This window comes from Neolewinella aquimaris, from assembly GCF_014197245.1.
Classification (GTDB): Bacteria; Bacteroidota; Bacteroidia; order Chitinophagales; family Saprospiraceae; genus Neolewinella; species Neolewinella aquimaris.
Genome location: NZ_JACIFF010000010.1, coordinates 26,996 through 41,033, shown reverse-complemented (window position 1 = coordinate 41,033; position 14,038 = coordinate 26,996). Strand labels below are relative to the sequence as shown.

Sequence of the window (14,038 nt, the reverse complement as noted above, 5' to 3'; positions counted from 1 at the left end):
TCCCCCACACATGCAAACCCAAACCATATGTTCCCCCCGCTCCTTGCCGTGGATACCCTGTTATCTCCCCAAATTAGGAGCCTGAATTTGCCCCAACCCATCAACCCAAAACTGGATCGCCGAACAACCAACACCGACTACACCAACCGCCCCGCAAATCCTAGCCCACCCCCACCCCCACTACCCCAAAAACGTAGGAACATCTTTCCACCCCTCCCGTTTCCCCAATAAAACACCTATGTCAAAAGTAAAAGCCTGGGCCGCCAGTGCGCCCAAGGGAAAACTGGAACCGTTTGAGTACGATGCCGGCCCCCTCGGTCCGGAGGAAGTAGAAGTGGAGATTGAGTACTGTGGCGTATGCCACTCCGACCTGTCCATGCTCGACAACGAGTGGGGCATCACCACTTACCCCTTCGTTCCCGGTCACGAGGCCATCGGCAAGGTGGTCGCGATGGGGGATATTGCCAGGGAAAAAGGACTGAAGATGGGCCAGCGCGTCGGCGTGGGCTGGACGGTCAGCAGCTGCCTCCACTGCGAATACTGCCTGCAAGGTGATCAGCAGATGTGTACTTCGGTACAACCCACCATCGTGGGCCACCACGGCGCCTTCGCCCAGTCCGTACGCACCCACTGGGTATGGGCGGTACCCATTCCGGAGGGCGTTGAACCCGATTCGGCCGGTCCGCTCCTGTGCGGCGGCATCACCGTGTTCGCTCCCCTGCTGGACAACGCCATTTCACCGACCGATAAGGTGGGGGTCTTCGGCATCGGTGGCTTAGGACATATGGCCCTGAAGTTCCTGAAAGCCTGGGGGTGCGAAACCACGGCCTTCACCTCCTCCCCCTCCAAGCACGAGGAGGCCCGCTCGTTCGGGGCCAGCCACGTCGCGTCCAGCGTCGACTCGGAGGAAATGAAAAAACATGCGGCCAAATTCGACTTCATCGTCATTTCCGCCAACGCCTCCCTCGACTGGGACGCCATCATCGCCATGCTGAAGCCCGGGGGCAAGTTGCACATCGTGGGTGCCGTACTCGAGCCCATTCCGGTGCACGTGATGTCCCTCATGTTGAGCAAACGGTCCATTTCCAGTTCCCCCACCGGCAACCGGAGCCAGATGGACAAGATGATGCAGTTCGCCGCCCACCACCAGGTCGCTCCCCAGGTAGAGCATTTCCCGATGAGCAAGGTGAACGAAGCCATGGAGCACCTGCGGGCCGGCAAGGCCAGCTACCGCATCGTACTGGAGGCGGACTACCAGAAGTAGGCCACCGTTACTCCGACTTGAACTTACGTAAGGGTCTCTCGCAGGGGAGGCCCTTTTCTTTTGTTGGTATAGCCGGTTCTTGCCGTTGGATGGGACGCACAAAGGATGCCGATTAATTTTTCCGCAGCGGGGATTTCCCCCCTCAGTATCTTTGCGCACCAATTTCTGATATGCCCCTACTCCGGCTGTTGTTGCTGCTGCTTTTATTACTGAACACGCACCCGGCCCACTCCCAGAAAAACGTCGATTCCCAGCACCTACTCTGGCTCCGCTACAACCTCCGCGTCCCACTGAACGAGACCCATGCCCTCCGACAGGAAGTCGAGGAACGCACCTACTGGTTTCCCTGGCGACAGCACCAGCTGATCTCCCGCACGGTGGTGGAGCGCAAGCTCGGTAAGGGCTGGAACGCGGGACTCGGCCTCACCGCTTTCCGCCAATCCCTTCCCCACGATCCGCTGGTGCCGGTGGCTAGCGTACGCAACGAACTGCGGCCCATGGTTGAAATAGCCGGCTACCAGGCCTTTTCGGAGAAGGTCGGCCTCCACCACCGCTACTGGGGCGAACTGCGCTACTTCGAAGCCCCTGAGGGTGGTTTCGCCTTTTCGAACTACCGCTTCCGCTACCGGGCGGAATTGCGCTACCTGCCCACGACCAAGCTGCAGGTCCGCGCCTTCGAGGAGATCCTGCTGAATGCCGGCAAGCAGATCGCGCTCAACGTCTTCGACCAGAACCGCTACGGGGCAAGCGTGCAGTATTTCCCCACCAAGCGGGTAGGTTTCGAGCTGGGCTACCTCAACTGGTTCCAGCAGCGGCCGTCGGGACAGGAGTTCTACGACCGCCACATCGTCCGCTTCACCGTTCACCACCAATTGCCCCAGAAGGGCGCTTAATGCGCGCGCTTTATGTCTGAGCTGTTCACCGGACTGACCATCCCCTTCCTCCTCGCCATGTTCCTGGCCGTCAACATGGGCGGCAGCGGCACGGCCCCGGCCTTCTCCGCCGCCTACGGGGCCAACGTGATCAAGCGATCGGTCATTCCCGGCCTCTTCGGCGTGATGGTGCTGGCCGGTGCCCTCCTGGCCGGGGAGGAAGTATCCCTCACCCTCGGCAAGGGGCTGCTGGAGCAGCAGTTCTTCACCCCCTTCATCACCTCCCTGATTCTGTTCTCGATCGGCATTACGCTGCTGGTATCCAACCTGATCGGGGTACCGCAGTCGACGAGCCAGTCGACAGTGCTCGCGATCGCCGGGGCCGCCACCGCCCTCGAAGGACTGAACACCCGCAAGCTTTTCTACGAGATCATTCCCATGTGGATTGTCCTGCCCATCGTCGCATTCGCCGTCATGCTGGTCTTTTCGCTGTTCGTCTTTCCGGTGCTGAAGCGGCGGGTGTTTACGGACGACTACGCCCACCTCCGCAACCACCCCGTCCTGAAGGCCTGCCTGATCTTCGCGTCCCTCTACGTGGCCTTCTCCATCGGCGCCAACAACGTAGCCAACGCCGCCGCCCCCATCGCCTCCCTCACGGCCAACGAGATCGGCGCGGAGGCCATCGGCAATTTCCTGCCCATCATCATCCTCTCGGTGCTCATCGTGGCACCCTGTTTCGCCATCGGCAGCTCCCTCCTCGGCCACAAGGTGACCCAGTCTACCGGTAAGGAGATCGTGGACGTCGGCCCCTTTTCCGCTACCGTCATCGCCCTCGTGGTGGCCAGTCTGCTGCTGTACGCCTCCGTCACCCGGGGCATTCCCACTTCGCTGGTCCAGTTGAACGGAGCCGCCTTCATCGCCCTCAGCATCAGCAAGAAGGGCACCCGGGCCACCTTTTCCAACCGCACGGTAAAGCTGTTCTTCACCGTTTGGTGCGTAGCACCGGTCATCGCCTTCGCCCTCACCTACCTGCTGGTCAGCGTGTTGGGGTAGTCGTTCGGGTGGGAGCCTACGTTCCCTGCTTTTTGAGAATTAACTCTGCACCCGCGCACCCGCCCAAATCAGCTCAGCCTTTGCCTTTTGGCGGCGGCGCGCGGGAGCAATGCAAACCCGGAAGAGCAAACGCCCCGTTACGACCATACATGTTTTAACAAGACATTTACGCGGAAATGATCGGCCCGTGCCTATATTAAACGCCGATGTGCACTTACGCCGGTCGCCGGTACCTGATCACCATACTGTGCTGCGTAATTTCCCTCACCGTTAATGGGCGGGGGGGCACCGGGAGCGACGGCCCCGACCGCGTCTGCGTGCTCACCGACGAGCAACATAACTACCGCCTGATCGACTACGTGGGAGTGCTGCCCGACCCCGACGGGGAACTGACGATCGACGGGGTAAGACAAAGCTCCTTCGCGCCCGCCGCCGACTTCCCCTCCCCGGAGGCAAACCACTACTACTGGGGCAAGCTGCGCGTCAGCAACCGCCTCCCCCGGGCCGAACGGCAGACCGAGTGGGTGCTGTACTTCTCGGGCACCTGGACCGAACTGGAAGTGTACACCGCCGACGCCGACGGCAACTGGTCGGTGGAGCGCAACGGCACCTTCCTGCCCCCGGCGGAAAAGCCCTTCGTACCCACCACGAAGGGCAACCTGGTCAAACTCACCCTGCCCCCCGGGGAGGTGACGACCGTCTACTTCCGGGGACGGAGCGAGCGGGTGTCGCTGGCCCCGTCGTTCCACCTCTACCTGCAGACCACCGAGGTATTCTACGACAAGCTCCTGAAGCGCAAGGCCGCGGATGCCCTCTTCATCGGCTTTCTGGGCATGATGTTTCTGTACAACCTGATGCTGTACTTCTTCGGACGCGACCGCAGTTTCGTGTACTACTCGGGCTACATCCTGATGATGATCGTGTACGGCGGTTACTTCAGCGACGACCTGTCGGACTGGTTCGGCCAGTACCTGTTTCCCGGACGGCCGCAGAATTACAGCTTCTTTAAGCTATCGATCTTTCTGGGGCTGATGTGTTACCTGATGTTCATCCGCACCTTCGTTCACCTGCCCCGGTTGCTTCCCCGCTGGGATCGCTACTTCCGGGGGCTGATCTGGCTGGGCGCCGTTATGATGGGGGTGTACGTGTGGGTGTCCATTGCCTCCAACCACAGTTACGCGATTGAGGACCGCATTACGGTCGCCTACATTGCCATCGTCATCGGATCGTGCGTCGGACTGTTGTTCCCCCTTTACCGGAGGTGGAACAAGCAGGGGGCTTTCATTTTCTACGGAATCGCGGCGCTCAGCTTGGGTTGCCTGCTCAGCCTGCTTACGCGGGTGGCCGTACCTCCCTTTTCCCTTTTCTGGCTGAAGGCCGGGGTCATTGTGGAGGTGGCCATATTTTCCCTCGGACTGGCCTACCGGCAGCGCAAGCAGGTGCAGGCGCGCGAGCAGGCCGTGTTTGCGCTCCGCGAGAGCAAGCTGCTCCAGGAAAAGCAGCAGCTGGAGGCAAGCCGGCTGCAGGAGCTGACTGACTTCAAGACCCGCTTTTACACCAACATCACCCACGAATTTCGCACCCCGCTGACCGTCATCATGGGCATGAGCGACCAGATCAGCGGACAAGAGAAGATTAAAGACCTGATCCAGCGCAACGGCCGGAACCTGCTGAACCTCGTCAACCGCCTGCTCGAGCTTTCCCGCCTGGAGATGGGCGCCACGCCCGTAAACTGGGTGCACGACGACATCATCGCCTACCTGAATTACCTGACGGAGTCCTTCTACTCGGCGGCGGAGCAGAAGAACATCCGCTTCGTCTTCTACAGCGAAGTGCGGGAGCTGATGATGGACTTTGACGAGGAAAAGGTGCTACAGATCGTCAACAACCTCATCTCCAATGCCCTGAAGTTCACCCCCCCGCGGGGAAAGATCATCGTACACGCCAGCACCACGGTCACCGACACAGGGACCCAACTGAAACTGATCGTTCGGGACACCGGAATCGGCATCAGTGCGGAGGACGCCGAGCACATTTTCGATCGCTACTTCCAGGTGACGCCGACGGAACCCTCCCCCGCAGCGGGCAGCGGGGTGGGCCTGGCCCTCACCCGTGAACTGGTGGGCCTGCTGGGCGGAACGATCGGGGTGGATAGCGAGCCGGGCAAGGGCACTGAGTTCACGGTGCTTCTACCCGTCGGCGATGCACACCGCTCACTACCCGCTGAGTCCGTCGCCGAATTGCCCGACCCGGACCGGCCCGTCCTGTTGATCATCGAAGACAATCGCGACATCGTCACCTACCTGGAGACCATTCTGGGCGACCGCTACGGCTGCCACTACGCCGCCGACGGGGAGGCCGGCATCGAGCTGGCCCTGCAGTTGGTACCCGACGTGATCGTTTCCGATGTCATGATGCCCAAAAAAGACGGCTACGAAGTGTGCGAAACGCTGAAGGCCGACGAGCGCACGAGCCACATCCCGATCATCCTCCTCACCGCTAAGACCACGCCGGACGCCCGGATCCAGGGCCTCAAATTCGGTGCCGATGCCTACCTCACCAAACCCTTCGACAAGGAAGAGCTGAACGTACGGATCGAAAAACTCATCGAATCCCGCCGTCGCCTGCGGACCCGCTACGCCGGCGCGGGCAACGCTACGGTAGAGGCAAACGGTACCCCCGAATCGCGGGAAGACGCCTTCGTCCGCAAACTGCACGATCTCATCGGTGCCCAGTTGGACGACGCGAATTTCGGCGTCGCCGAACTGGCCGCCGCCGCCGGGCTCAGTCAGATGCAGCTGTACCGCAAGGTAAAGGCGATCACCGGCAAGACCCCCTCGCGCTTTATCCGCAGTTACCGCCTGGCGGAAGGGATGCAACTGCTGCGCACCGGCGGGTATACGGTTTCGGAGATCGCCTACCGCGTCGGTTTCAGCGATCCGAGCTACTTCTCGCGTACCTTTCAGCAGGAGTACCGCCACCCGCCGAGTCACTTTGTAACGGACTGAAAGATAGATACTTAGCACATATCCTTCACCCTATTTGTAAGATAAGTACACGGTTTTTTTAGTGTCATAACAATTATGTCCTAGCCTTTGTCCGATGCGTCAACGGGCCGCGGCGGGCGTGGTGGCAGTTTTGTAGCGAATCAAAACGACAGACGCTATGAACTACACAATACGCATTCTTCTTTACCTCCTCTTTCTGGGCGCCGCTGCGCCGGTGATCGGCCAGGATTTCTTCCTCCCGGTCTCCACTACCTCCACCACGGCCAAGGAGGCTTACCGGACCGCTTCCTACCAGGCTTCCAACATTCACTTTGCGACCGCACGGGAGACACTGGCCGAAGCACTCGCGGCGGATCCCGATTACTTCATGGCGCTCGTGTACTCCATCCAGGTGCTGGCCCCCAAGGACGACAAGCCGGCCCTGATCGAGCGGGCGCTGGCCATCGACCCCGCCGGCTTCACGCCGGCCGAACGGATCATGCGCGAGTACCTGGTCGCACTCCGGGACGATCCGGACGCCAGTCCCGCCAAGACCATGGAAAAGCTGACGAAGGAGTACCCCGCGGTACCCGAAGCCTACGAATGGACCTACCTCCACGCCGCCTATACGGATAAGGATGCGGAAGCCGCCGAACGCTACGCCCTGCGCCTCACCGAACTGGCGCCCGACTTCGCCCCGGTGTACAACGGGCTCGGCTACCTCAAAATGGGACAGGGCCTTATGGCGGAGGCAAAAACCTACTTCGACAAGTACCTCGCCCTGGCTCCGGATGAGGCAAACGCCTACGACAGCATGGCCGAGTACTACGCCGAAAACAAGGACTACGCCGCGTCCGTCCGCTACTACAACCAGGCGGCGGCCATGGGGATGACGGCGTCCTACGACCGGGTGCAGCAGGTGTTTACCGACTGGTGTCAGGCCACCGGAGAAGCCGACAAGCCGGAAGCGACCGCCGACCCCGCCCTCGCACAGAAGCTCGAACACGTGGAGTCGGTCTGGGACCGCATCATCAACCAGCGGCAAATCGGCGAGATCAATGCGGCCAACTTCGCCTCCGACATCCGTATGGTGAGCGAAGCGGGGGACGTCACCGGCATCGAAGACTTCCGCGCCCACTACCAGCACTACCTAACCGGCTTCTCGGACATCGACTTTACAGTGGAGAGCGTCTTCGGCCAGGGCGACCGGCTCGTCAAGCACTGGCGGTTCGCCGGCAAGCACACGGGTGAGTTCTTCGGTATTCCCGCCACGGGCAAGTCGGTCGACGTGCAGGGCGTGACCCTGATCCGCATGCAGAACGGCAAGATCGCCCAGGAGCAGGACTTCATGAACGACCTGGTCTTCTACGAGCAGCTCGGCCTGCTCCCACAAACCGGCGACGTAACGGTGATCCAGAACATCTACGATGCCTTCTCCACGGGCGACATCCCCGCCGTGCTTGCCGCCATGGATCCCAAGATCGTCTGGAATGAGGCCGAAGGCAATGCGATGGCCGACGGCAATCCCTACATCGGTCCCGACGCCGTCCTCAACGGCGTCTTCGCCCGCCTCGGTGCCGAGCACGATTACTTCAAGCTGAAGGACATCGAGCTCCACGCCGTCGACGGCAACCGCGTGCTGGCCACCCTCCGCTACGATGCCCGCCGCAAGGGCAGCGGCAAGGTGATCGACGCCCAGGTTGCCCACCTCTGGACGATGAAGGACGGGAAGGTGACCGCCTTCCAGCAATATGCCGATACCCACCAGCTGGCGGAAGCCGCTAAGAAGTAAGGCGCGTTACTCCCTGCATTCAGTTTTCACACTATGAATTTTTGGAAAGGGCCCGGTGACCGACCGGTCGCCGGGCTATTCCTATACTCCCAACACTATAGATCATGCACCCAAAATTTACTCAACCCGTCCTTGCGCTTGTTGCGATCATCGCACTTTGCTTGCTTCATGTCCCGGCTATTCTTGCACAGCCAATGCCCGGACCCGCCACCGAGGCGGGTGATGAAGTCACCATTTACCCCGATGTAAACTTCGGCGGCACCAAAATGACGCTACTCCCACAATCCGATCCCCAGTCACTAAACATGAGTGGAATCAACTATCAGAATAACGTGGCTTCCATCGTCATCCCACTTGGACTAATGGTGACGTTGTACGACGGGAATTCAGCTCATAGCCCCGCCTATGACCTCAAGTTGTTTCCTGGCAACTATCCGGACCTCGGCAACTGGCGTGATCGGGCGGAATTCATGAAGGTCGAACGGATTGCCGTTGATACGCCCATCGTTTATCTCTTTGACGAAGAAGGGGAGGTCGGCCGTCCCTACATTTTCCAGGGCTTTGGACCGGGCGACTACGACGCCGGACCCAACAAACAGCAGCTGATCAAGTTTGACGGATACGAATACATTATCGTAAAGGGCTTAGTTGAGGCTGTTGTCTTTAACGCCAATGGCCTGAACGGGCAAAGTGAGACGTACATCGACAACGACGGACTGGGCACCGGTGCAAAGCTTGAGCCGGCCTGGTTCGATCGGGTACGGGGTGTTCGGGTAACTTCACGCAGTGAAAAGCCGGCTCAGGTCGCGGCCGGGGGGCAGTCTGCCAGTAGCGACTACTATGCTGGGGTTAATTTTACCGTAACGCCACCGAACGCCTCGCTGTGTGGTTGCGGAAATGAAAGCATAAAACCTCCTCAGTCCGTAACCATCACCCGCGAGGGTAAGGAACTGGCCCAACGCAAGGAGGGGACGCGCACCACCACGCCGTGGACCGGTGAACTGTCCGTTCCGGTAGGGCCCGGTCGCAAAGATTACGAGGCGACACTGAACTACGATGCCGGCAGTTATGCTTCGGATTGTACCACACGCTGTGGCTACACCTACGCCTCCCAGTCGATCAAGCTCAGCACCGCCGACTTGCGTGCCCCGGTCCTGGACTCCTTCGCCGTCACCCCCGACGGGGGCTTCGAACTGCACTGGAAGATGCGCACCGACGTACCCGACGACCAGATCGTGACCCGCGTGAAGCGTGATGGCCGATTGATCGCCACGCTGATTGACACGGCTCGGGCCCGCACTTACACTACGAAGGATTTTCCCGGTTTCGGCCCCTATGAATACACCATTGAGATTGAGGCCTTCGGCCAGCGGGCCACTTCCAAGCCCCTGGAACTTTACCCCCCGGTGGGCCTGATAGAGGGTACGGTAGCTACGAAACCCGGGGTTTCCGGTAGTTCCGCCGGCGTAGAGGGGGTGACCGTATGTGCAACCCTTGAGAACAACCTGCCGGGCCGGGCGAGCGGTGCCCGCAACTGTGCAACTACCGAAGCAGACGGGCGGTACCGGATCGACAATCTATACTACGGAGAGGAAGCCAAGTTTCGCATTGAACCCTCCAAGGAGGGGCACGGCTTCGATCCGAATTTCATCACTCGCACCCTCACCCCCCGGATTACCGTAGAGCGCAACGTCAACTTCACCGATACCACCTCCTTCGTGGTTTCAGGTCGCGTCGTACAGGTTGATGGTCTGGATACCTGCGGGGTCGCGGGTGCAGAGTTGCTCATTAATGGCAACAATTTAGGCAACGTCACTAGCCACGACGGCACCTTTGATCTGGTGATGCCCCAGGCCGGGAAGTACACCATCACTCCCCAACTGGGCGATCACGTCTTTTCGCCGGCCCGTCAGGAGCTGACGGTCGCCGCGGATGTTATGGGACTGATTATAGAGGACGAAACACGGCGAACCCTCTCCGGCTACGTTCGCGCCGGCTGCGAGCAGTATCTCGGTACGGCAACGGTGCGGGTATTTACCGCCGATAAGTGCCTCGTTCGGGAGACGACCACGAGCGCCGATTCGGGTTACTACGCCTTCGAACTGCCGGCTAGGCCCTTTCGGGTGGAGATCAGCAACGTAGTCGCCGCCCCGGGCTACGATGGGGGAGAGATCGAAGGCTTTTTCGGTGAAGCGCGCGACATCGATCTCTCCGACCAAGATTCTGTCCTGCTTTTCACCTACCGCAACCCTCCCACCATCGTAATCAGCGACCTGGAGTCTTCCTGCTACCAAGACCTACCGATCCTCGAGCAGCATACCGCCTATAATCTGGACATCACCGTCTGGGAAGAAGTAAACGTTTGCCCCGTGGACACCGGGGTGCTGATCATTACCGATGCCATCAGCGACCGAGCGGAGCCCATTCGTTTACCCATTCAGAACGGTCGCGTGAGGTACTCCATCGAAGCCGGCGAACCGAACATCGTAGGCCCCTACACCAAAGGAATCACGTTCACGGCCGAGGTGGAGGGCCGAGAAGCTACCGTAACCCAGCAGGCCATCGTGACCGGGGTTCGGGCTCGGGAAAAAACGTTTGCCACCGTTTCTCCCGAACTTCCGCTCCTGATCTTACGTGACCCCCCGGGCGACGCGAGCTACAGCTACCTGGGTAGCGACGCTACGATCCAGTCGGCGATGTCCTTCTCCGCTAAACGGGAAAACACGACAAACGTCTGGACAAAATTGAAAGTCGGAGCCAAGTTCGAAGTGGGCTTTGGCTACGTAACCGAGTTCTCGGTCTGGGGCGATCTGAAGGCCTCCATGAGCATCGGGGCCAGTTCTAACCGTAACGAGGAACTACTGACGGAAATAACCACCACGGAGCGTTTCTCCACCTCCAACAACGAGGCCGTGACCGGCGCGGAGGGCGACGTGTTCATCGGGGCGGCCATGAACATCATTTATGCCCTGGCCGACGAGCTGATCTTTGATCCGAACGGCTGTACCCTGGAAACCGACGTGAACCTGATCATGGGCAACGACGGCTTCGCCACCACCTACATATACACCGAGGATCATATTCGCAACGTCCTCATCCCGGAGCTGAACCGCTTGATCGTCCTCAATCAAACGGCGAACCCGGATACGGTGGCGCACTACCAGAACCAAGTCTCGGTATGGCAACAGACCCTGCAACGCAACAACCAGCTTAAGGCCGACGCCAACTTCGTGGAGAACAAATCCTTCAGCGCGCTGGCACCCTACGATGCCTCCACTTCCGCGACGAGCACCCACGCCATGACCATCGAATTTATGGAAACCATTGACGCTGAGGTCGCCGCTGAAACCGGCATGGAGGTGGCCGGCGTAGGATTTTCCGGGGGCGTACAGACAACCTTCCGGATGCAAATGGGACAGTCCCAGAGCAACTCCGTCACCAAAAGCACGGTCACCGGATTCCACCTTAGCGACGACGATCAGGGCGATTACTTTTCCGTCGACATCAAAACGGACCCCGTCTACAGCACCCCCGTATTCGACCTGGTGAGCGGACGGTCCAGTTGCCCCCACGAGCCGGGAACCCAGCCCCGGGATGACCTGCGTCTGCTGGTAGAAGAACCGGTAGCCACGGATGTAGATCCCAACGGGCAGGCCGTCTTCAAGCTCCGGATACTCAACGTTAGCCAGAGTGAGGAGACGCGTACCTATCGATTGTCCTTTAACCAGGCTAGCAATCCCGACGGAGCGCGCGTCCGCCTTGGAGGAAGTGAAATACAGGGGTCTATCCCCTACACAGTCCCCTATAACAACCAGGCCGAGGCAACCGTCACCATTGAACGGGGTCCCAACGCATTTACCTACCGCGACCTGGAATTTAGACTGAGCTCGGACTGCGATAATTCAATCTACCGTACCGTAAAATTGTCCGCTTACTTCCAGAACGACTGTAGCCCGATCAATCTCACCACGCCCGAAACCGAGTGGGTAGTCAGCACCGCAGACGCGGACCTACAGACCGTACGGCTCACGAACTACGAAAAGGACAAACTGAACCGGGTAATCATTCAGTACGCCGCTACCGGAACGAACGTTTGGGAAACCATTCGCACCCTGCAACCCGGCGACCTGTCCGACTTGCCGGGAGGGACCGAAGTTTCCCTGGACCTGGGAGAACTGCCTGACGGGAATTACCAACTGCGCGCCCGCCTGAACTGCGATCAGGGCTACGTCTTTTCCGAATCCGTGGCCGGCCGCGTCGACCGTACCGGTCCGAAGCTCTTCGGCGTACCAGAACCCGCCGATGGAGAGTACTCCCGCGGTGACGTGCTCTCGGCCGCCTTCAACGAAGCCATCAACTGCATGGTGATCTCGGCGGAAGACGTGACCCTCACCCGCACCTCGGACGGCACCATCATTCCCACCTCCGTTGGTTGCTCGGATCGTCAACTGCTCTTCCGCCCGGACCAGAACCTGTTCGATCAGAACGGTGAGCGGTTCACTCTAACCGTCCGGGACGTGCAGGATCTCTACGGCAATCCCCTCGCCGAACCGCTCGAATGGTCGTTTACCATCGGGAGCGACAACACCGGGGAAGAAAGTACCGACGATGACGGCGATGGGGTCCTCAACACCGTCGATAACTGTAGCCTGGCCGCAAACCCCGAACAGGGGGACCTGGACAAGGACGGCATCGGCGACGCCTGCGACGACGACATCGACGGCGACGGAGTGGCCAATGAGGTCGACAATGCCCCCTACTACAAGAACCCCGACCAGACCGACTCCGACAACAACGGCGTCGGCGACGTGGCCGAACCCGACGGCGACGGCGACGGCGACGGGGTGGCAAACGCCACCGATAACTGCGCCAGCATCAGCAATGCCGACCAGAACGACCTCGACAAGGACGGTATCGGCGATGCCTGCGACGAAGACCGCGACGGAGACGGAGTACGCAACGATCTGGACATTTGCCCGGACGTCGCCAATCCCCTGCAGGACAGCAGCACCGTCGTTAACTCGACGTCCTGCCTCGTAGCGGTGGCGGAGATCGAACTGTTCGACTTCCTCCACGTCTACCCCAACCCGGCTTCGGACCAGCTCTTCGTCGAATTGCTGCCCGCCCGCCCTGGCCGACTTGCCGTTGAATTGTACGATCCCACCGGTAAGCGCCTGTACCGGACGGAAGTGGAAGCCACGCGCCAGGCAATGACCCTGCGCCTCCCGGTGGACCACCTGCCGCGCGGAGTATACTACCTGCGACTGGCCGACGGGCAACGAAGTATCGGCCGTAAAGTCGTGATTCACTAGCATAGCCTTACTACTGGGGAAGCACCCATTAGGATGAAGCCGCCGCTCCACTGGTTCAACCGGTTGGAGCGGCCTTCATTTGCCCCCGTGGCTGCCGCCCAAAGCCCGGTACGCCCGCGGATTGACTGGTTTTAGCTACTTTGCTCACTCACGCACGACAAGCAAATCAGTATGAACCCGAAGGTGGACGCTTACCTCGGCAAAGCCAAAAAGTGGCAGCCGGAAATGGAGAAACTCCGCGGCATTCTCCTGGCCGCCGGACTGGAGGAAGAATTCAAGTGGGGCAAGCCCTGCTATGCCTACGAAGGAAGTAACGTAGTCGTGATCGCCGGATTCAAACCCCACTGTGCCCTCATGTTTTTCAAGGGCGCGCTGCTGAAGGATCCCCACGGTCTGCTTGTCCAGCCGGGGGAACACACCCAGGCTATGCGGCAACTGCGCTTTACTGGCCTCGAAGAGATCCGGGAGCGACAACCGATCCTCGAAGGCTACCTCAAACAGGCTAAGGCGGTAGAAAAAGCCGGCCTGAAGGTGAAGCTGAAAAAGACCTCGGAGCTGGAGGTGCCGGAGGAGTTTCAGCGAAAACTAACCGCCTCACCCGAGCTGAAAACTGCCTTCGAAGCCCTCACACCGGGGCGTCAGCGCGCCTACCTGATCCACTTCGGCTCCGCCAAGCAGTCCAAAACGCGGGTGTCGCGGGTAGAACGCTACGTGGCCCACATCCTGAGCGGAAAGGGGGTCGACGACCGGTAATTTTC

The 14,038-nt window shown here is 60.0% G+C and carries 7 protein-coding genes; all 7 read left to right on the top strand.

What is annotated here, in order from left to right; all coding sequences use genetic code 11:
- Window positions 1–238 precede the first annotated feature (238 nt).
- The 7 genes from ahr (at window position 239) to GGR28_RS17180 (ending at window position 14,033) form a co-directional block, all read left to right on the top strand.
- Window positions 239–1,264 carry an NADPH-dependent aldehyde reductase Ahr gene (ahr, locus tag GGR28_RS17210; RefSeq protein ID WP_183497071.1) on the top strand — a complete coding sequence of 342 codons (1,026 nt, stop codon included), beginning with the start codon at window positions 239–241 and terminating at the stop codon, window positions 1,262–1,264.
- 170 nt (window positions 1,265–1,434) lie between these two features.
- Entirely contained in the window at window positions 1,435–2,157 is a 723-nt protein-coding gene (locus GGR28_RS17205) for a DUF2490 domain-containing protein (RefSeq protein WP_183497070.1), read from the top strand.
- A gap of 12 nt (window positions 2,158–2,169) precedes the next feature.
- Window positions 2,170–3,189: an inorganic phosphate transporter gene (locus GGR28_RS17200; protein ID WP_183497069.1), complete on the top strand. Its 1,020-nt coding sequence runs from the start codon at window positions 2,170–2,172 to the stop codon at window positions 3,187–3,189.
- Between the two features lie 206 nt (window positions 3,190–3,395).
- Window positions 3,396–6,197, top strand: a complete 2,802-nt coding sequence (locus tag GGR28_RS17195; protein ID WP_183497068.1) for an ATP-binding protein — start codon at window positions 3,396–3,398, stop codon at window positions 6,195–6,197.
- Window positions 6,198–6,354: 157 nt separating this feature from the next.
- Window positions 6,355–7,968 carry a nuclear transport factor 2 family protein gene (locus tag GGR28_RS17190; RefSeq protein ID WP_183497067.1) on the top strand — a complete coding sequence of 538 codons (1,614 nt, stop codon included), beginning with the start codon at window positions 6,355–6,357 and terminating at the stop codon, window positions 7,966–7,968.
- Between the two features lie 194 nt (window positions 7,969–8,162).
- The gene (locus GGR28_RS17185) at window positions 8,163–13,280 is read left to right on the top strand and encodes a thrombospondin type 3 repeat-containing protein (RefSeq protein ID WP_183497066.1); all 5,118 of its coding nucleotides are present in this window, start codon (window positions 8,163–8,165) and stop codon (window positions 13,278–13,280) included.
- Window positions 13,281–13,451: 171 nt separating this feature from the next.
- On the top strand, window positions 13,452–14,033 hold the full coding sequence (locus tag GGR28_RS17180) for a YdeI/OmpD-associated family protein (protein ID WP_183497065.1): 582 nt from the start codon (window positions 13,452–13,454) through the stop codon (window positions 14,031–14,033).
- Window positions 14,034–14,038: the final 5 nt, after the last annotated feature.

Bases quoted from the DNA above. Each gene is read 5' to 3' on its own strand.
- ahr (WP_183497071.1), top strand. From the start codon at position 239: ATGTCAAAAGTAAAAGCCTGGGCCGCCAGTGCGCCCAAGGGAAAACTG.
- GGR28_RS17205 (WP_183497070.1), top strand. From the start codon at position 1,435: ATGCCCCTACTCCGGCTGTTGTTGCTGCTGCTTTTATTACTGAACACG.
- GGR28_RS17200 (WP_183497069.1), top strand. From the start codon at position 2,170: ATGTCTGAGCTGTTCACCGGACTGACCATCCCCTTCCTCCTCGCCATG.
- GGR28_RS17195 (WP_183497068.1), top strand. From the start codon at position 3,396: ATGTGCACTTACGCCGGTCGCCGGTACCTGATCACCATACTGTGCTGC.
- GGR28_RS17190 (WP_183497067.1), top strand. From the start codon at position 6,355: ATGAACTACACAATACGCATTCTTCTTTACCTCCTCTTTCTGGGCGCC.
- GGR28_RS17185 (WP_183497066.1), top strand. From the start codon at position 8,163: ATGCCCGGACCCGCCACCGAGGCGGGTGATGAAGTCACCATTTACCCC.
- GGR28_RS17180 (WP_183497065.1), top strand. From the start codon at position 13,452: ATGAACCCGAAGGTGGACGCTTACCTCGGCAAAGCCAAAAAGTGGCAG.